This window comes from Cobetia sp. BL01 (genome assembly GCF_056493605.1).
Genome location: NZ_JBVBEE010000005.1, coordinates 180,666 through 197,815, shown reverse-complemented (window position 1 = coordinate 197,815; position 17,150 = coordinate 180,666). Strand labels below are relative to the sequence as shown.

Below are 17,150 nucleotides of genomic sequence, written 5' to 3'. Positions count from 1 at the left end.
CAGGCTAGGCGGCAGGTACCCGGGCGGGATATGCTCGCAGTCATCCGTGACTGCGAGCGTCGGGGTCGCCTCTTCCCCTCTGGCTGAACTGCCAGGCGCTTCGGCATCAGTCGAGCCAGTCTCCGTCGAGAAGGAAATCGCATGTCCGCATCGTCGTCATTCCGTCCTGCCCCGCGTCGCCTGCGTCAGCTGGCGGTCAGCGTGCCGCTGAGCCTTGTTCTGCTGGGCGGCGGAGTGCCGGCCCATGCTGAAGATGCGCGGCAGGGAGCCACGCCTGCCTCCTCCAGCGAATCGGCCAATGGCCTGCCGCTGGAGGAACTGCGCACCTTTGCCGAAGTCTTCGAGCGCATCAAGCGCACCTATGTGGATGAAGTGGATGACCGCACGCTGCTCAAGAATGCCATGCGTGGCATGATGGCAGGGCTGGATCCGCACTCGGCGTATCTGGATCAGGATGACTGGCAGGACCTGCGCGAGAACACCGATGGGGAATTCGGCGGTATCGGCATCGAGGTCGGCATGGAGGAGGATGGCCAGCTGACCATCATCGCCCCCATCGACGACACCCCGGCCTCACGTGCCGGCCTCCAACCACGTGACGTGATCCTCAAGATCGACGACACGCCGATGGAGGGTCTGTCGATGACGGAATCCGTCAAGCTGATGCGTGGCGAGGAAGGATCGACCATTCGCCTGCTGGTACTCTCGGAAGGCGCCGACATGCCCCGCGAGGTCGTGCTCAAGCGGGCCATCATCAAGAGCAGCAGTGTCAGTCAGCGCCTGCTGGAGCCGGGATATGGCTACCTGCGCGTCAGCCAGTTCCAGAGCGCGACGGGCGATGAGGCGAAACGCGCCCTTGCGGAGCTGCGCGAGGAAAGCGGCGATGTCGCGCTGAAGGGTCTGGTGCTGGATCTGCGCAACAACCCCGGGGGGCTGCTGTCAGCGGCCGTCGAGATAAGCGACCTCTTCCTCACGAGCGGCCGCATCGTCTATACCGAGGGGCGCCTGCCGGACAGCGAGCTGTCCTTCTCGGCCAGAGCCGAGACACCGGCCGGTGATACGCCGCTGGTGGTATTGATCAACGGCGGGACGGCCTCCGCCGCGGAAATCGTCTCAGGTGCCCTGCAGGACCAGCGCCGCGCCATCATCATGGGCACCGAGAGCTTCGGCAAGGGCTCGGTACAGAACGTGATGCCACTGGGCAACGGCGACGGCCTCAAGTTGACCACGGCACTCTACTTCACGCCCAACGGGCGCTCGATCCAGGCAGAGGGCATCCGCCCGGATGTCGAGGTGGTGCGCGGACGACTGGAGCGCGACACGCGACGTGATTTCAGCGTACGCGAGGCGGATCTCGACGGACGTCTCGACAATGCCAATGGCGACTCATCGACGCCTTCCAGCAAGGCACCGGACAGCCCGGTGGTCGCCGAAAGTGATTACCAGCTGGGGGAAGCACTCAACCTGCTCAAGGGCATGAACGTGCTGGGTCGCAGCGCCGCTCTCAAGGCCACGCTTCCCGCCACCTCGGAGCAATAGTCTCTCTTTCGCCGTAAACGACACGACCCCGCCAACTGGCGGGGTCGTGTCGTCTTTCGCGCGCCAATCGGCAGGTCTGCCATCTCCCGCCTGGCCTGTCGTCGTGCTAACTGTCACGTCCAGAGGTGAGCGCTCACTGTCAGCGTGGTCGGCAGCTCTCCGGCAACTCCCCACGCTCCCCCATCGCCTGGCGCATCAGCAGGCGCTTGAGCTCGACGCTGCCATCCACCCAGCCAAGTCCCAGGTTACGCACCAGGCGTACCCCCGGCTTCCGGCTGCCGAACAGCAGGCGGAAGCCATCCATCATCTTCAGCATCACGGCATTGTCGCTGCGCCGGCGTCGACGATAGCGCTTCAACCAGCGCTCATCGCCCAGTGCCACGCCGCGGCGGTGCCCATCCAGCAGTTCTTCCGCCAGCACGGCGACATCCATCAGGCCAAGATTGACCCCCTGCCCCGCCAGCGGGTGAATGGCATGCGCGGCATCCCCCACCAGCGCCAGCCCCGGCAGCACATACTCCTGCGCATGGCGTTGATGCAACGGGAAGCTGAAGCGTTCGGCACTATATTCCACCGTGCCGAGCTTTCCCTCGAAGGCTGCTTCGAGCTCATGACAGAAGTCCGTCTCGGGCAATGCCAGCAGGCGCTCGGCTTCCTGCGGAGTGGTGGACCAGACGATGGAGCAATGGCGCTGGGCGCCGGATGCCTCGCCCTCGGGATGTGCCAGGGCGGAATTGACCGCCAGCGGCAGGAAGGCCAGCGGCCCGGTGGGCAGAAAGCGCTGGCGGGCGACGCCCTGATGCGAATGCGCCGTGCGCACCGTGGTGACCAACGCCACCTGGCCGGTATCGTGCTCACGGGTCTCGATGCCCGCCAGCTCGCGCAGACGGGAACGCGCCCCGTCAGCCGCCACCACCAGCCCCGCCGCGACGCTGCTACCGTCGCTCAGTGTCAGGCTTGCTGCCTCGCCCCCCTCAAGTTGGTAAGCACTTACCACCGAGACTGACCCCGTCCTGGGCAATCCCAGACCGCTGACCCGGACACCATAACGGCGCGTGATCGAGGGACACCGGGAAATCGCTTGCTCAAGCGCGGCCTGAGTGACCCGATTCTCGACGATGTGCCCAAGCTCCGACACGCCGCTTTGCTCGGCACTGAAGCCTATCTCGCCATTGCCTTCGGCATCCCAGACCTGCATGCCGGTATAGGGCATCAGACGACTCTGTGCGATGTCCTTCCAGACCCCCAGGCCGCTGAGCAATTGACGCGAAACCGGCGTCAGCGCACTGACACGCGGCTCCGGTGCCAGCGCCGGCTGCCAGTCGACGATGCCCTCGCGACCCTCGATCAGAAGGACGCGCAGGCCGCCCTGCCCCAACAGCAGCGCCAGCGTGGCGCCGACGATACCGGCGCCCACGATGGCGACATCCACCTCATGCGGTGCATCAAATCTCCGATGCTCGTTCATGCCTGCTCCCTTGTATGACGCCTGTCGCGCGTCGCTCTCCTGGCGAGAGTCTCGTGAATCCGGCGGCGATTTGGTCACTCATCGACACCACCCTGTGGCGCAAGCCTGTGGCGCAACTCACGACATCGCTTGGCCCGTTGGCAAGTACTCGCTACGCCTAGCGCTCAATGCCCATCGAGCGCCTTGCCAGCAGGCGCTTGAGCGGTGACACCAGATTCAGACCGATCAGCCCTGCCGCCCGAGCATGCCCCAGCCAACGACTCTCGACGCCAAACAGGCGGATCAAGCCATCACTGAACAGCACGACATTGTCGCGGTCCGCGCCGCGCCGCGACTCGAAATCACTCAGCACACTGACATCGCCAGCGGTATCACCACGTGCCTGTCCCGCCGCGATGGCGGCCACCAGATCCGTCACGCCGCGCAGCGCCAGATTGAAGCCCTGCCCTGCCACCGGATGCAGCGAGTGAGCGGCATTGCCGAGCACCGCAAGTCCGGGACGTGTCCCCTCGCTGGCACGTATCAACGACAGGGGATAGGCATGGCGCTGCCCGACCCGCCGGAAACGGCCGGCCCGCTCGCCGAAGGCAGCCTGAAGCGCCTTGAGAAACTCGGGCTCCGGCATGTCCATCAGCGCAGCCGTCTCGTCGGGAGAGCGCGTCCAGATCAACTCCATTCGGCGGCCACCCAGCGGCAGCAGCGCCATCGGTCCCTCGCTGGTGAAACGCTCATAGGCCACCCCTGCGTGGGGCTGGCTCATATCGACGGTGGCGATCAGCGCCTGTTGTTCGTAGGCATGCGTCTCGCTATGGATGCCGAGACGCTCCTTGAGCCCCGAGCGCCCGCCATCTGCCAATACGGTCAGTCCCGCCTCGATCAGGCGGCCATCCTCCAGCAGCAGGCGGTGCCCCTGCGCGCTGACGCTGATCTGCGCCACGCGTGCCGGGCAGTACCAGGTCAGCGGCAGTTCCGCCAGACGCCGATGGAGCACGCGCCCCATCCAGGCATTAGGGATCACATGCCCCAGCGCGGGAACCCCCAGTTCCTCGGCCCGCATGCGTGTGGCCCCGAGATGGCCGCGCTCGCTGACATGGATGGTACGAATCGGCGTGGCGTGCTCACGCATCGCCTCCCACAGCCCGAAGGCGATGAAGCGCTGGCGTGAACCGGCAGCGATGGCACTGGCTCGCGCATCGAAACTGGGCTGGAAACGCCCGGTATCCTCCGCGGGAGGCAAGGGGTTGGCCTCGACCACCGCCACGCGCAGCCCATCCTCCTGCTGCCCTTTCATCAAGGGTGCAAGGGCACAGGCCAGGCTCGCGCCCACCAGGCCACCACCGATGATGACGACATCGAATCGCTCCGGCGCAGACGTTACCGGGGATGCTGCCGCTGGCTCACTCATGATGTCAGGCTCCTTCGCGCATCAGTGCCTCGATGGCCTCGACGGATTTGGGAACCGTGGCACTCAGCACTTCGTGCCCGTCCGCGGTGACCACCACATCGTCCTCGATGCGAATCCCGATCCCCCGATACTCGGCTGGAATGTCACTGGCGTCCGGCACATAAAGCCCCGGCTCGACCGTCAGCACCATGCCGGGCAGCAACGGACGCGGCTCACCGTTCTCGCGGTAACTGCCGACATCGTGCACATCCAGTCCCAGCCAGTGCGAGGTGGAATGCAGATAGAAGCGGCGATAGGCCTCATCGGCGATCAACGCCTCCACTTCACCTTGCAGCAGGCCCAGTTCGACGAGGCCGGCGGTCAGGTCATGCACCACCTGTTGGTGAATGCCCACCAACGTCGCCCCTGGCACCACGGCGGCCACTGCACGTTCCTGGGCCTTGAGCACGATCTCGTAGAGACGCTTCTGGGGCTCGCTGAAGCGGCCATTGACGGGGAAGGTACGGGTGATGTCGCCGGCATAGAGTGCGTACTCCGCGCCAGCATCGATCAGCACCAGCTCGCCATCGATCAGCGGAGCACAGTTCTCGATGTAATGGAGCACGCAGGCATTCACGCCACCACCGACGATGCTGGTATACGCGGGTGCCGGGGCGCCCTGCCACTGGAATTCATGCTCGATCTCGGCCTGCAGATGATACTCGTGCAGCCCGGGGCGGCTGGCCCGCATGGCACGGATGTGGGCGCGAGCGGAAATCTCCGCCGCGTGACGCATCAGCGCCAGCTCACGCTCATCCTTGATCAGGCGCTGCTCATGCAACAGCGGGGCGAGGTCTTCAAAGGCGACCGGCGGGCGGGCACCACGACGCACGGCCGCGGCCAGCTCCTCGCGCAGCGATTGCGCCAGCGCCAGAGCCTCGTCGTCCTCGAACAGCACGAAGAGACGCCCACGGCCATCCAGCAGACCGGCCATGACGTCCTCACGCTGATCATTGGTGAAGGCCTGGTCGAATCCCGCCTGCGTCACGGCCCCTTCGGCACCGATACGGATACCGGTCCAGGCTTCCGCCAGCGGATCCTTTTCCTGACAGAACAGTACGCTCTCGCCTTCCGCGCGCCCCGGCAACAGCAACAATGCCGCTTCCGGTTCCGGCCAGCCGGTCAGGTAGTGAAAGTCACTGTTCTGACGGAAGGTGAACTCACTGTCACGGTTGCGCTGCGCCAGGCCGGACGACAACACCAGTACCGCGGCATCACGAGGCAGCTGCGTCATCAGACGCTGGCGACGCGCCGAGAAGTCATCAGCAGTCAGCGCCGCCGGCGCAGGCAGGATTTCAGGGACGATCATGGCGTTCTCCGTCGGGGTCCGTGTCGGGCAGGCATGTCATGGCCTGCCCGACACGAATCAGAATGTGGCGGGAAAGGACGAGGCTCCCGAAGGGACAATCCTTCCCGAAATGGGGTCGGCCGCCGGGTATTGCGAGCGGCAATCTGCCTCACTCAGTGAGTGTCGTTGCGCGAGCTGACCCCGAGACTGCCTTCAAGTCCGCCTTCCGGCAACTGATCGTCACTGGGCTTCTCGACGTCCGGGTTGCCCGGGTGCTGCTCGGTATACAGCAGCAGGGCCGCCATGCGCACGTGGTCGGCCAGCGCGAACAGATCCGCCTCGTCCTCGGCATTGTCGTCATCCAGGTCCTCGGCGTTGGCCAGACCGCTCGAAATGGCCTCGACATCGCTCAGCGCATCACGCAATGCCTGGCTCCAGCCCTTGCGGACCTCGCCATCGACGCCTGCCAGCTCTTCCTGGAAGCCCAGCGTCCACTCACGCAGGCTCTGGCCACGCTCGGCCAGGGAGAACATGTCGTCCGGCAACAGCGGCTCGAAGCTCATCTCGCTGGCCGCCAGGCGCTCCTGGTTGCGCGTGCGCCAGCTGAGGAACACCTCGCCCGCTTCACGGGTGGCCGGTTGCTCCACTCCCAATGCGGCACAGACGCGGCTCAACCAGTCTTCCGCGCTGATGTCATCCATCGCCAGGGCAGCGACCAGCTGTCCATCAAGGAAGGAAGGGTTGTTCAGGCTGCCGTGAACCAGGAACTGGTCCGCGACGAGAGAGAAGTCGAAGGTATCGTTGATGATGGCCATGGTGCGGGTCCATTGAGTCGGTGAGAAAGGCATCGGCAATCGACGATTACCGCTCGAACCCTGAGCGCCATGCTGGGTGACAGCCGCACTGCGCAGCGCGTTGACCCTCCAGAAGCGGCTCTCTATAGTGGCTCGAGAATGCCCCCATCTTACCGCACTGGCCCTCCTTCTGGCTTGCCGTCCTCACTGCGAGGTGACGCCCAGTCAAGGACGCCGCCGTCAATCAGGACGACGCCGGACATGGCCCGAGAGGACTGACATGAGCGACTCCACGACTCCCCGCAATACCACCGAGATCAGCCTGCTCGGCCGCAGCTATACTGTCAGCTGCCAACCCGGCGAGGAAGATGGCTTGACCCGTGCGGCGGCCTACCTGGATCTCGCCATGCAAGGCATCCAGCAACGTGGCAATACCATCAGTGCCGACAAGGTCGCCCTGATGGCCGCGCTCAACATCTCTCACGAACTGATCAACAGCCGCGACAGCGAACGCGCCATGCAGCAGGATTTCGAGACACGCCTCACGGCGCTGGATCGCCAGCTGGATGCGGCCCTCAAGCAGGTACCAGCCGAGTCTGTCCAACGTGCGAAGGCGCGCGCTGATAAAGCAAAAAACGCTTGAGAATCAAACAACTGATAAATTTCAGCAACAGTCTGTTCCCGACAGGATTAAGCCTTGGGCCGGCAGACGGGGTTTGGTAGACTGAAGGAGTTCTCTGGGGTGTACGACAGTTGCCGATGTCCCTCGAGCTTATAAGCTATTCCCAGGGAGTCCACTGCGCAGTGCTGTGTGCATGTCCGTGCGTCGGAAAGCCTGATGCGCTGCGCGGGACTACCCACCTTGAACCGCTGGGTTCAAGGGCCCCCGGTAACACCGGCACCTTGGAGAACCCTGTCTGACGGAGAATGTCAGGCATGCTCAAACCCCCTGCGGCTCGCGCCGCCCTCGCGAATCACTATTCGCCTCCCTCGCTTTCACGTGATGTCACGCTCTGGCCATTGTCCAGCGAGCTTGATCACCCCACTGCGGATCGCCGCGCCCTGAGACGCTTGCTACGCCAACGGCGACGCCAGTTGACGGCCCCCGAGCGCCGTAATGCCGAGCAGGCCCTATTGCGACGACTGAAGCGTCTGCCGGAACTGCTGCGTGCCCGGGACATCGCCCTGTACCTGCCCAATGATGGCGAAATCGACGCCACCCGTCTGTGCCGATGGCTGCAACGTCGGGGAGCACGCGTCTATCTACCGGTCCTGCGACCCTTCGCGGTCAACTCACTCTGGTTCGTCCGCTACGACGACCATACCCCACTGGTGAGCAATCGCTTCGGCATCGCCGAACCTGACACGCGCTTCGGAGCCCACAAGGGCCGACGCCTGCCGGCCTGGGCATTGGATATCGTGCTGATGCCGCTGGTGGGGTTCGATGAGGCTGGCGCACGGATCGGCATGGGGGGCGGTTTCTATGACCGCAGCTTCGCCTTCACCCGTCGCGCCGGGCCAAGACCGAGGTTGATCGGCCTCGCCCATCACTGTCAGAAGGTGCCGGCCTTGCCGGTACAAGCCTGGGACATACCGCTGGATGCCATCGTCAGTGATCGCGAGATCGTGCGCCCAGGCCGCAGGCATGGGAACGCATCGTCATGATGCTCACGCAGGGGCAGTCACGCACGGGCGGTCAACGGCGCCAGCATGTCGCGGGCGTGCTCGGACTTGAGGGGGAGCAGACGTGCCTGGAGATCAAGGAGAAGAGCGGGAGGGAAAAGAGGGCAGAAAGGCAGAGCGCGAGAACGACTCTCCCTCTGAAAACGCCACTGCCGCCCGAAGGCGGCAGTGCACGATTCAGGAACCCATGACGGTCTGGGCGTAGCCGGTGGCGACGACACCAATCCCGAAAATGAATACCAGGGCCATGACCAGATCGGGCTTGCGTTTCATGAGAGCGGGCTTCTTCTTATATCGTCAGTGGCTTTCGCGTGACGGTTGTCGATGACTGTCTTCCTGACAGTGCCCACGATGATAGGCATCTGACCTGCGTATGACAATCACCATGCAGCCGTATGAATGAACGTTTTTCCACGCTTGCATTTCGCGCTGCAGGCGAGGGCTGGCAAGGCCTGGAGGGAAAACAACGTTCGATATCTCTGACGCCCCACCTGAGTACAAGTCATCAGTCATGCCATTCACCATCATGACGAGAAAAGCCCCTGCTCTCAGACGAGAACAGGGGCTTTTTCATACTGCCAATCATGAATGCCATCCGCCTGATGCCCACTTGATTCAGAGCGACCTCATCCAGGCAGGCGAGGCATGGCCGACATCACGACAGGAAGAGGCGATAGGCCGGATTGTCGCTTTCCTTCCAGAAGCGATAGCCGATCTCCGCGAAATACTTCTCGACCTCGGCGCGATCCCCATTGGGCACCTGCATGCCGATCAGGACTCGCCCATGGGACGCGCCGTGATTGCGATAGTGGAACAGCGAGATGTTCCAGTCCGCAGGCAGATGGGTCAGGAAGTTCATCAGGGCACCAGGACGTTCCGGGAACTCGAAGCGATAGACCTCCTCCTCGAGGTCGCTGCTGGTGCGCCCCCCGACCAGATGACGCGTGTGCAGCTTGGCCAGCTCGTTGTCGGTGAGATCCTCCACCGCGTAGCCCGCCTCACGCAGCTTCTCGACCACCGCTGCGCGGTCTTCCCCGCCCGGCTTGACCTGGACACCGACGAAGACGTGCGCCTCCTCCGGATTGGCATAGCGGTAGTTGAACTCGGTGACCATGCGCTTGCCGATCACCTTGCAGAACTGCTTGTAGGCCCCGGGGCGCTCCGGCAAGGTGACCGCCAGAATGGCTTCCCGCTGCTCGCCGAGCTCGGTGCGCTCGGCGATATGCTGCAGGCGATCGAAGTTGGTATTGGCCCCGGAGTTGATGCAGACCAGCGTCTGCCCTTCCGCGCCAGTCTGCTGGATGTACTTCTTGAGGCCCGCCAGCGACAGAGCGCCGCTGGTCTCTGACACGGCGCGCGTGTCCTCGAAGATATCCTTGACCGCCGCGCACATCTCATCGGTATTGACGGTGATCACTTCATCGACGGTATGGCGGATGATCTCGAACGGCGCCTCGCCGATCTGCGCCACGGCCACCCCCTCGGCGAACACGCCGACCTGGTCCAGCACCACACGCTCGCCGGCCTCCATGGCCGCCTTGAGGCAGGCCGCATCCTCAGCCTCGACACCGATGACACGAATGTCCGGACGCAGATACTTCACGTAGGCCGCGACACCGGCAATCAGGCCACCGCCGCCCACCGGCACGAAGATCGCATCGATCTTGCCCGGGTGCTGACGCAGGATCTCCATGCCCACCGTCCCCTGCCCGGCGATCACGTCCGGGTCATCGAAGGGCGGAATGAAGGTGTAGCCATGCTCTTGCATCAATGCCTGGGCATGCGCGAGCGCCTCGGGAAAGGCATCGCCCTTGAGCACCACGCGTGCGCCGCGTTCACGCACCGCCTGCACCTTGATCTCCGGCGTGATGCGCGGCATGACGATGACGGCCTTCACGCCCATCAGCTTGGCTGCCATCGCCAGTCCCTGGGCATGGTTGCCCGCCGAGGCGGCAATCACGCCACAGGCCTTCTGCTCATCGCTCAGCTGCGCCATCTTGTTGTAGGCGCCGCGAATCTTGAAGGAGTAGACGGGCTGCAGGTCTTCCCGCTTGATGAAGATCTGGTTGCTGAAACGACGTGACAGCATCGGGGCTGACGAGAGCGGGGTTTCATGGGCGGCTTCATAGACACGAGCCGACAGGATTTTCTTGACGTAGTGTTCGAGCATTATAGGAATGTCCTGATGTGTCGCAGCGCGGGCCGCATGGGTGCGACCGAACCCCCATTGTTATCAGACCGCCGGCGAGAGCGTCCAGCGCCATCGCGACGTTTGCCGTTATAATGTGGCGTTTTCTCGCGTTGCGTCGCCCGACTCGCTCCCTGTCTGCGCATCTGGTTGCCGTGCAGCAGCATGAGGCACAGACACGTCGGGATACGCGCCAGGCTCCCTTGCCGACGCGATGACCGCCACTCTCCACCCCTGCCCCACCGACCCGAGGTATGACATGACCCAGGATGAGCTGAAGCAAGCCGTGGCCCGCGCTGCCCTTGATGAGATCCGCCCGCTGCTGAACCGCGACACCATCATCGGCGTCGGCACCGGCTCCACCGCCAACCTGTTCATCGATGCTCTGGCGGAGGTTCGCCACGACTTTGCCGGCGCCGTCGCCAGCTCCGAAGCCACTGCCCAGCGCCTCAAGGGCCACGGCATCGACGTCTACGAGCTCAACCATGTGGGCACCGTGCCGGTGTACGTGGATGGTGCCGACGAGATCGATCCGCGTCTGGCGATGATCAAGGGCGGTGGTGCGGCGCTGACCCGCGAGAAGATCGTCGCGGCCTGCGCTGAGCGTTTCGTGTGCATCGCCGATGGCTCGAAGCAGGTCGACATCCTCGGTGGCTTCCCGCTGCCGGTGGAAGTCATTCCGATGGCACGTTCCTACGTCGCGCGCGAACTGGTCAAGCTGGGCGCGGACCCGGTCTATCGTGAAGGCGTTCTGACGGACAACGGCAACCGCATCCTCGATTGCTACAACTTCCTGATCGAAGACCCGATCACCATGGAAGCCCGCATCAATGCCATCGTCGGCGTCGTCACCAATGGTCTGTTCGCCGCCCGTGGCGCCGATGTGCTGCTGGTCGGTCGCGAGACAGGTGTCGAGCGCATCACTGCCTGAGGAGGCTCGCCTGATGACATGGAAGATCACGCGCCACCTTGGCACCCGAGGCCTGTCGCTTCTGGCCGCTGCCCTGCTCAGCCCGGTGCTGATGGCAGACAGCCTGCCGATCAGCTCTCCGACGACCATCACGCTGGATAATGGCGTCAAGGTGCTGCTCAAGCCGGACCACAGCTGGGAGTATCTGCTGGAAGTCTCTGACGAGCAGAGCCCACGCTCGACGCTCGGCAGCGCGACGATACCCACCTCGTCCGCCCTGCCGGTGGTACCCGCGAATACGCCTGCCGCTGGCGATGCAGGGCAACCAGTGCCGGCCCGCGCCAACGTCTCGGCTCCGGCCCAGGCACGCCTCAATGCCAGCGCACTGGCCAATCCGACGCTGCTGAGCGAGGGACATCGTGATGGGGTCGTCGCACGACTGACCGCCGTGGACATCGACGATGGCGACGCCGTGCTGCGCTTCGAGATCCAGAACACCGCCGGGCAGAACGTCATCGCCACCCGGGCAAGACTGCGTCTATATGGCGACGATGGCCGTCTGCTGGCGACGCGCGAGGCGCCGCTGTGGGTCGGCGAGTATCGGCTGCCCGAGACCTACCTGCGCCCCGGCCAGACCCGTGAGGGACGTAGCGTGCGCATCGCCCTGCCGGACGGCAGCTGGTCCCGCCAGCTGGTGCGCGTGGAAGTCAGCGAGGTCGAGTTCCGCTGATCACCATATGTCAGCTTCCAGGTGTCAGACGCCAGAGCAGCCAGACGAAAAACGGGAAGCCCTGAGGGGCTTCCCGTTTCTGTTTGCGCGCCGGTCGCTCATCGAGAGCGAAGCGGTGATCAGAACTTGTAGTTGATGCTGAAGTAGTTGCCGAAGCCGGTGGTGTCCTGACGCACGCCAGTGGCGGTGGAGCCATCGGTGAAGAACGCCATGTTGTTGTAGTACTTCAGGCCGTAACCCACCGCGAAACGCTGGGTGTGGTAGTAGATGCCGTTGAACCACTCCATGCTGTTGATGCTGCGACCGTCCTGGCTGCCCACTTCATCGGCATCGAACTTGTAGTCCAGATAGCCCTGATAGGCGATGAAGCTACCGTCCTCGAAGTTGACGAACGGCTTGAACCAGTTGGTGGACGCCATGTAGCCGTCCCACTTGCTCTCGTCTTCACCGCCGTAGTTCTCACGCACGTAGCGGGCGTAGAGGTTGAAGCCCATCTTGCCGAACCATGGCACCTGCACATCGCTGCCCAGACCGACATAGTGCTCCCACAGACCGCCGAATGCGCCGTTGTCACCGATGTTGGTGACGGTGGCGATGTAAAGCTCGTCCACCGGGCCGAAGGACAGGTCGTGACCGGTCATGGCGTCCAGCGAGAAGCGCGGGGCCAGCTTGGCGAAGAAGTTGTCGCCGCCATTGAGGTCATCCGAGCTGTCATCGAAGATGTCGAAGAAATCGACATAGCCGTAGAGATCGACGATGCCCGAACGGCCACCGAATTCCATTTCCAGATAGGTATCTTCACTGTTGCGGAACGGCAGACGGTTGTCCTCGCTGCGCATCAGATTGAAGGTCAGCCACTTGTAGTCATTGGCGTGGATGTCGCCATTGAAATCGGTGGCCTGGGCTGGCGCGGCAGCCGTCAGGAGGGTAGTGGCGGCCAGTGCACTGGCCGCGACGGTCTTGAGCATAGTCATCGCGAAATGATCCTGTCTTGAGTAATCAACTGTTCTGAATTGTTGTGGTTATTGCCCGTCATGAACGACGTCTGCCATCAGCGTCGCCCCATGCCGCCCGCTTCGTCGTCGGGCTGCGCCGGATTTGCAAAGGGCGCGATGTTAGCACTTCCTCGCAAAAACGATAGGGCGACGTTTGGCGGATTTCCCTGTCACCAACGGCTGGTTTGTGAACATTTACACACCGAAGGCGACACCTCTTCGAATCGCCCATCCACTGTGAGATGGGCGACATCCCGATCAGGCCGCCAGCGCCAGGAAGAAGCCGGCGATCGCCGCCGACATCAGATTGGAAAGCGTACCGGCCAGTACCGCCTTGAGACCCAGGCTGGCGATCTCATGCCGGCGCGTCGGGGCCAGGCTGCCCAACCCGCCGAGCAGAATGGCGATGGACGACAGGTTGGCGAAGCCGCACAGCGCGAAGGACAGCACGGCCATGGTGTAGGGCGTCATCACCGCACCCGTGGCGGCCACGAGACTGTCGCCACTCAGGTAGGGCGCCAGATTGATGTAGGCGACGAACTCGTTCACCACCAGCTTCTGACCGATGAAGGACCCCGCCAGCGTCGCCTCGCTCCATGGCACGCCCAACAGGAAGGCCAACGGCGCGAAGAGCCAGCCGAGAATCATGTCGAGACTCAGTGTGTCCATGCCGAACCAGCCGCCGACGCCACCGAGAATGCCGTTGATCAGCCCGATCAAGGCGATGAAGGCCAGCAGCATCGCGCCGACATTGGCGGCCAGTTTCAGGCCGGAAGACGCACCGGATGCCGCAGCGTCCAGCACGTTGGACGGTGCGTCGTCATCCTTGAGCGAGGCATCCGCCACGGCGATCGAGTCATCCGGCTTGTCAGTCTCCGGGAACAGAAGCTTGGCGAACAGCAAGCCGCCGGGCGCTGCCATGAAGGACGCCGCCACCAGATACTCCATCGGGATGCCCAGCGCCGCGTAGCCACCCAGTACGGAGCCGGCGACGGATGCCAGACCACCACACATCACGGCGAACAGCTCGGAACGCGTCATGCTCGCCAGATAGGGCTTGACCACCAGCGGTGCCTCCGTCTGTCCGACGAAGATGTTGGCGGTCGCGGAGAGGGATTCCGTGCGCGACGTTCCCAGCACGCGCTGCAGGCCGCCCCCCAGCAGGCGAATCACCCACTGCATGATGCCGAGGTAGTAGAGCACCGCGATCAGCGACGAGAAGAAGATGATGATCGGCAGCACCTTGATGGCGAAGATGAAGCCGACACCGCTGCCCGGATTGGCCAGACTGCCGAACAGGAAGCTGATGCCTTGATCGGCATAATTGACGACCTGACTGACGGCGCCTGAGACACCGGCCAGCACACCCTGGCCGAAGGAGGTGTAGAGCACGAAGGCACCGATGGCCAACTGGATGGCAAAGGCACCCCCGACGGTGCGCAGGCGGATGGCGCGTCGATTCGATGACAACGCCACGGCGATGAGGATGAGCGATGCCATCCCGACCAGACTCATGAGGGGATTCATTGGGAAGGTCCTGATGTGTTCTTGTGCTTGTTATGGAATGCGCTTGTGCGCGATGTCGCCGCGATTCTCAACGGGACACGGTGTTATGATTTTTTCTCAGCATGTTAAAAGAGTCACAATCTGACCAAGGAGTCAATGCAAACGCTTGAGCGATTCGGGCCTTGCTTTCCTGCAACGCCCGCGCGGATCTCTCACGCGAGAAAAGTTATCCCTGCCAGTCAGTGAGTTATCATCACACCATGACCCGAGGGCATGTTGGCTTCTCCAACGCTTTCTCACCGCCATCGGCAAAAAAGGACCCTGCCGCATGAACAACCAAAGCGCTGCACGCCTTGACCGCTTGCAGGCCATCCTGCGCGAGGGCAGCCCACTGCAGCTCAGCGACGCCGCGCAGCTCTGCGGCGTGTCCGAGATGACGATTCGTCGTGATGTCACTCACAGCAACGGGCTGTTGGAGATACTGGGGGGACGCCTGCTGCTAGCGGAATCTTCCGCCAGCAGCGTCTATCGTCTCGACCGCGAGATCGATGCCAGCGCTCCTATCAAGCAAGCGTTGTGCCAGCGACTGGCCAGTCACATCGAGGACGGCGATACCCTGTACGTGGATTGCGGGACGACCCTGGTCCACCTGGCCGCGGCACTGGATCGTCAGATGACACTGACCCTGGTGACCTGCGCCCTGAATGTCGCCAATGCCGTCGGCCACCTGCCCGGCGTGCGACTGGTCATGCTGGGCGGACTGTTTCATCCGGCCACCCAGTCCTTTACCGCCACCGACATGCCGGAAGCCATTCGCCGTCTGGGCATCAACAAGGCATTTCTCTCGGCCGGTGGCGTGCACGCCGAGCGCGGCGTCAGCTGCTTCCACTTTCATGAGGTGGCGGCCAAGCAGGCCGCGCTGGAAAGCGCCATGCAGCGCTTCCTGATCATCGATGCCCGCAAGTTCGAGATGGTACGCCCGGCCTTCATCGCGCCACTGGAAAGCTTCGATGTGGTGATCAGCAATGCCAGCGCCGCAGCGCGCGATTGCCTGGAGGGTCTGGATGCCGACATGGGCGTGACGGCGCAGCTCATCGAGTGCTGAGACAGGGCCTGCGCTTCGGTGAGTGAGCGCTGACCTCGCCCCACGCGAGGTCCATACGCAGAAACGCCGCACGATGGTGCGGCGTTTCTGCGTATGATCTTCCCATTGATGCCCCAGTGGCGTGCATCCCCCACGACCGAAATCGGCATGGCGAGCTCACCTCCGTCTCTCGTCGGCTCAGCTCGGCAACAGGTCTTCCAGCTGCTGCAGTGTCCCTGCCAGCGCCCCGCGATTGCGGGCTACCCGTTCACGCGCCGCCTGCCCTGCCCGTTGGCGCTGCGACTCATCTTCCAGCAGGGTGATGACGGCCTCGGCCAGCGCCTCGGCATCATCGACGACCTGCAGAGCTCCTTCCGCCGTCATCACCTCGGCGATCTCACTGAAGTTCTCAAGCGATGGGCCACTCAACAGTGGCAGCCCAAGCGCGGCCGGTTCGAGCAGATTATGCCCGCCGATGGGCACCAAGCTGCCGCCGACGAAGGCGACATCGCTCGCCGCATACAGGGCGAGCAGCTCGCCCAGGCTATCGCCGACCAGCACCGACAGACGGCTCTTCTCGAGGCGGCTTTCCGCATGCATGTGGCTGCGACGCAGGCAGGTTTCCCCGCGTGACTCACACCAGCTCGCACTCTGTGCGGCGACCGTCTCGAAGCGTTGCGGATGGCGCGGCACCAGTAGCAGCAAGGCATCAGGATGCCGAGCACGCACGGCTGCGTGGGCGTCCAGCATCAGGGCATCTTCCCCCTCGTGTGTCGAGGCGGCGATCCACACCCGCCGCCCCTGGAACTGCTCGCGCAGTCCCTTGCCTGCCGCGACGGCCTGTGGCGGTATCTCGAGCTCGAACTTGAGTGAACCGACCGTCTTCCCCCGCGCCGCAGGAAGCCCAAGCGCGATGAAACGCTCGAGATCTTCCGGCGCCTTGGCCGTCAGCGCGCTCACCTGCGACAACGTCTCGCGCATCAAGGCCCCGATCTTGCGGTAGCGTGTGAAGGCGCGCGGTGACAGCCGCGCATTGACCACGCTCACGGGTATCCTCTGGCGCGCACAGCTTGCGATCAGATTCGGCCACAGCTCGGTTTCCACCAGCACGACCAAGGCCGGCCGCAGGCGAGACACGAAGCGACGTGCGCTGCAGGGAAAGTCCAGTGGCAGATAATGATGCCGCGCAGGGGCAAGCTCGGGCGTTCCCTCAGGCGTGTGCAACAGGCGAGCCGCCTGGGCAGCCCCCGTCGCGGTCATGGTGGTCACGATCAGCGGGCGGAGGGGATAGCGGCGCCGCAGCGCCTCGATGGCGCTGGCCATCATGACCATCTCGCCCAACGAGGCCGCATGCAGCCAGATGGGGCGCTCGCGGTCCGGCGCGGCGGCAGGCGTGGCAGGGAGGATGCCCAGCCGCTCCAGGCGCGAGTGCCGATCATCGTGTTCGCGCCAGACCCGCTGCCAGATGAGGGGAGACAGCAGGGTCAGTGCGGTGCTGTAGAGGCCACGGGCAAGGCTCAC

Annotated in this window: 13 protein-coding genes, 1 other RNA gene and 1 pseudogene; 7 read left to right on the top strand and 8 right to left on the bottom strand. The window is 63.8% G+C overall.

From position 1 onward, the window contains the following. The first annotated feature begins 141 nt into the window (after positions 1-141). Positions 142-1,539: a S41 family peptidase gene (locus tag ACZYGA_RS11485; RefSeq protein WP_479399237.1), complete on the top strand. Its 1,398-nt coding sequence runs from the start codon at positions 142-144 to the stop codon at positions 1,537-1,539. Between the two features lie 139 nt (positions 1,540-1,678). Here the strand turns inward: ACZYGA_RS11485 and ACZYGA_RS11480 are convergent, their stop codons facing one another. The 4 genes from ACZYGA_RS11480 to ACZYGA_RS11465 all read right to left on the bottom strand — a co-directional run bounded on the left by ACZYGA_RS11480 (position 1,679) and on the right by ACZYGA_RS11465 (position 6,554). Next, the gene (locus tag ACZYGA_RS11480; RefSeq protein WP_479399236.1) at positions 1,679-3,007 is read right to left on the bottom strand and encodes a UbiH/UbiF/VisC/COQ6 family ubiquinone biosynthesis hydroxylase; all 1,329 of its coding nucleotides are present in this window, start codon (positions 3,005-3,007) and stop codon (positions 1,679-1,681) included. Positions 3,008-3,164: 157 nt separating this feature from the next. Beyond that, positions 3,165-4,412: a 2-octaprenyl-6-methoxyphenyl hydroxylase gene (gene ubiH, locus ACZYGA_RS11475; RefSeq protein ID WP_479399234.1), complete on the bottom strand. Its 1,248-nt coding sequence runs from the start codon at positions 4,410-4,412 to the stop codon at positions 3,165-3,167. Between the two features lie 4 nt (positions 4,413-4,416). Then, on the bottom strand, positions 4,417-5,760 hold the full coding sequence (gene pepP, locus ACZYGA_RS11470) for a Xaa-Pro aminopeptidase (protein ID WP_479399233.1): 1,344 nt from the start codon (positions 5,758-5,760) through the stop codon (positions 4,417-4,419). Between the two features lie 152 nt (positions 5,761-5,912). Beyond that, positions 5,913-6,554, bottom strand: a complete 642-nt coding sequence (locus tag ACZYGA_RS11465) for a UPF0149 family protein (RefSeq protein ID WP_077379685.1) — start codon at positions 6,552-6,554, stop codon at positions 5,913-5,915. A 259-nt stretch (positions 6,555-6,813) separates the two neighbouring features. Here ACZYGA_RS11465 and ACZYGA_RS11460 point away from each other — a divergent pair, with 259 nt between their 5' ends. The 3 genes from ACZYGA_RS11460 to ACZYGA_RS11450 all read left to right on the top strand — a co-directional run bounded on the left by ACZYGA_RS11460 (position 6,814) and on the right by ACZYGA_RS11450 (position 8,198). Beyond that, entirely contained in the window at positions 6,814-7,176 is a 363-nt protein-coding gene (locus ACZYGA_RS11460; protein WP_479399232.1) for a cell division protein ZapA, read from the top strand. 88 nt (positions 7,177-7,264) lie between these two features. Continuing rightward, a non-coding RNA gene (ssrS, locus tag ACZYGA_RS11455) (6S RNA) lies at positions 7,265-7,447 on the top strand. A gap of 22 nt (positions 7,448-7,469) precedes the next feature. After that, positions 7,470-8,198: a 5-formyltetrahydrofolate cyclo-ligase gene (locus tag ACZYGA_RS11450; protein WP_136939481.1), complete on the top strand. Its 729-nt coding sequence runs from the start codon at positions 7,470-7,472 to the stop codon at positions 8,196-8,198. Positions 8,199-8,871: 673 nt separating this feature from the next. On the opposite strand, the pseudogene ilvA reads toward ACZYGA_RS11450, so the two are convergent. After that, a pseudogene (gene ilvA / locus ACZYGA_RS11445) lies at positions 8,872-10,407 on the bottom strand (threonine ammonia-lyase, biosynthetic); the annotation flags it as partial. A gap of 256 nt (positions 10,408-10,663) precedes the next feature. Here ilvA and rpiA point away from each other — a divergent pair. Both rpiA and ACZYGA_RS11435 read left to right on the top strand, forming a co-directional pair. Beyond that, positions 10,664-11,335, top strand: a complete 672-nt coding sequence (rpiA, locus tag ACZYGA_RS11440) for a ribose-5-phosphate isomerase RpiA (protein ID WP_077379692.1) — start codon at positions 10,664-10,666, stop codon at positions 11,333-11,335. A 13-nt stretch (positions 11,336-11,348) separates the two neighbouring features. Next, positions 11,349-12,044, top strand: a complete 696-nt coding sequence (locus tag ACZYGA_RS11435; RefSeq protein ID WP_479399231.1) for a DUF3157 family protein — start codon at positions 11,349-11,351, stop codon at positions 12,042-12,044. Positions 12,045-12,163: 119 nt separating this feature from the next. Here the strand turns inward: ACZYGA_RS11435 and ACZYGA_RS11430 are convergent, their stop codons facing one another. Together ACZYGA_RS11430 and ACZYGA_RS11425 are read right to left on the bottom strand one after the other, a co-directional pair. Next, positions 12,164-13,018: an outer membrane protein OmpK gene (locus ACZYGA_RS11430; protein WP_077379697.1), complete on the bottom strand. Its 855-nt coding sequence runs from the start codon at positions 13,016-13,018 to the stop codon at positions 12,164-12,166. Between the two features lie 279 nt (positions 13,019-13,297). After that, entirely contained in the window at positions 13,298-14,566 is a 1,269-nt protein-coding gene (locus ACZYGA_RS11425) for a NupC/NupG family nucleoside CNT transporter (RefSeq protein ID WP_077379699.1), read from the bottom strand. Between the two features lie 307 nt (positions 14,567-14,873). Between ACZYGA_RS11425 and ACZYGA_RS11420 the strand changes: the two genes are divergently transcribed. Then, a complete protein-coding gene (locus tag ACZYGA_RS11420) occupies positions 14,874-15,650 on the top strand; it encodes a DeoR/GlpR family DNA-binding transcription regulator (protein WP_077379702.1) in 777 nt (258 codons plus the stop codon). 177 nt (positions 15,651-15,827) lie between these two features. Here ACZYGA_RS11420 and waaA read toward each other — a convergent pair whose 3' ends face one another. Continuing rightward, complete coding sequence (gene waaA, locus ACZYGA_RS11415) at positions 15,828-17,150, bottom strand: lipid IV(A) 3-deoxy-D-manno-octulosonic acid transferase (RefSeq protein WP_479399229.1); 1,323 nt, start codon at positions 17,148-17,150, stop codon at positions 15,828-15,830.

Excerpts from the sequence above, each read along its gene's own strand:
- ACZYGA_RS11485 (WP_479399237.1), top strand. The coding sequence starts at position 142 with ATGTCCGCATCGTCGTCATTCCGTCCTGCCCCGCGTCGCCTGCGTCAG.
- ACZYGA_RS11480 (WP_479399236.1), bottom strand. The coding sequence starts at position 3,007 with ATGAACGAGCATCGGAGATTTGATGCACCGCATGAGGTGGATGTCGCC.
- ubiH (WP_479399234.1), bottom strand. The coding sequence starts at position 4,412 with ATGAGTGAGCCAGCGGCAGCATCCCCGGTAACGTCTGCGCCGGAGCGA.
- pepP (WP_479399233.1), bottom strand. The coding sequence starts at position 5,760 with ATGATCGTCCCTGAAATCCTGCCTGCGCCGGCGGCGCTGACTGCTGAT.
- ACZYGA_RS11465 (WP_077379685.1), bottom strand. The coding sequence starts at position 6,554 with ATGGCCATCATCAACGATACCTTCGACTTCTCTCTCGTCGCGGACCAG.
- ACZYGA_RS11460 (WP_479399232.1), top strand. The coding sequence starts at position 6,814 with ATGAGCGACTCCACGACTCCCCGCAATACCACCGAGATCAGCCTGCTC.
- ACZYGA_RS11450 (WP_136939481.1), top strand. The coding sequence starts at position 7,470 with ATGCTCAAACCCCCTGCGGCTCGCGCCGCCCTCGCGAATCACTATTCG.
- rpiA (WP_077379692.1), top strand. The coding sequence starts at position 10,664 with ATGACCCAGGATGAGCTGAAGCAAGCCGTGGCCCGCGCTGCCCTTGAT.
- ACZYGA_RS11435 (WP_479399231.1), top strand. The coding sequence starts at position 11,349 with ATGACATGGAAGATCACGCGCCACCTTGGCACCCGAGGCCTGTCGCTT.
- ACZYGA_RS11430 (WP_077379697.1), bottom strand. The coding sequence starts at position 13,018 with ATGACTATGCTCAAGACCGTCGCGGCCAGTGCACTGGCCGCCACTACC.
- ACZYGA_RS11425 (WP_077379699.1), bottom strand. The coding sequence starts at position 14,566 with ATGAATCCCCTCATGAGTCTGGTCGGGATGGCATCGCTCATCCTCATC.
- ACZYGA_RS11420 (WP_077379702.1), top strand. The coding sequence starts at position 14,874 with ATGAACAACCAAAGCGCTGCACGCCTTGACCGCTTGCAGGCCATCCTG.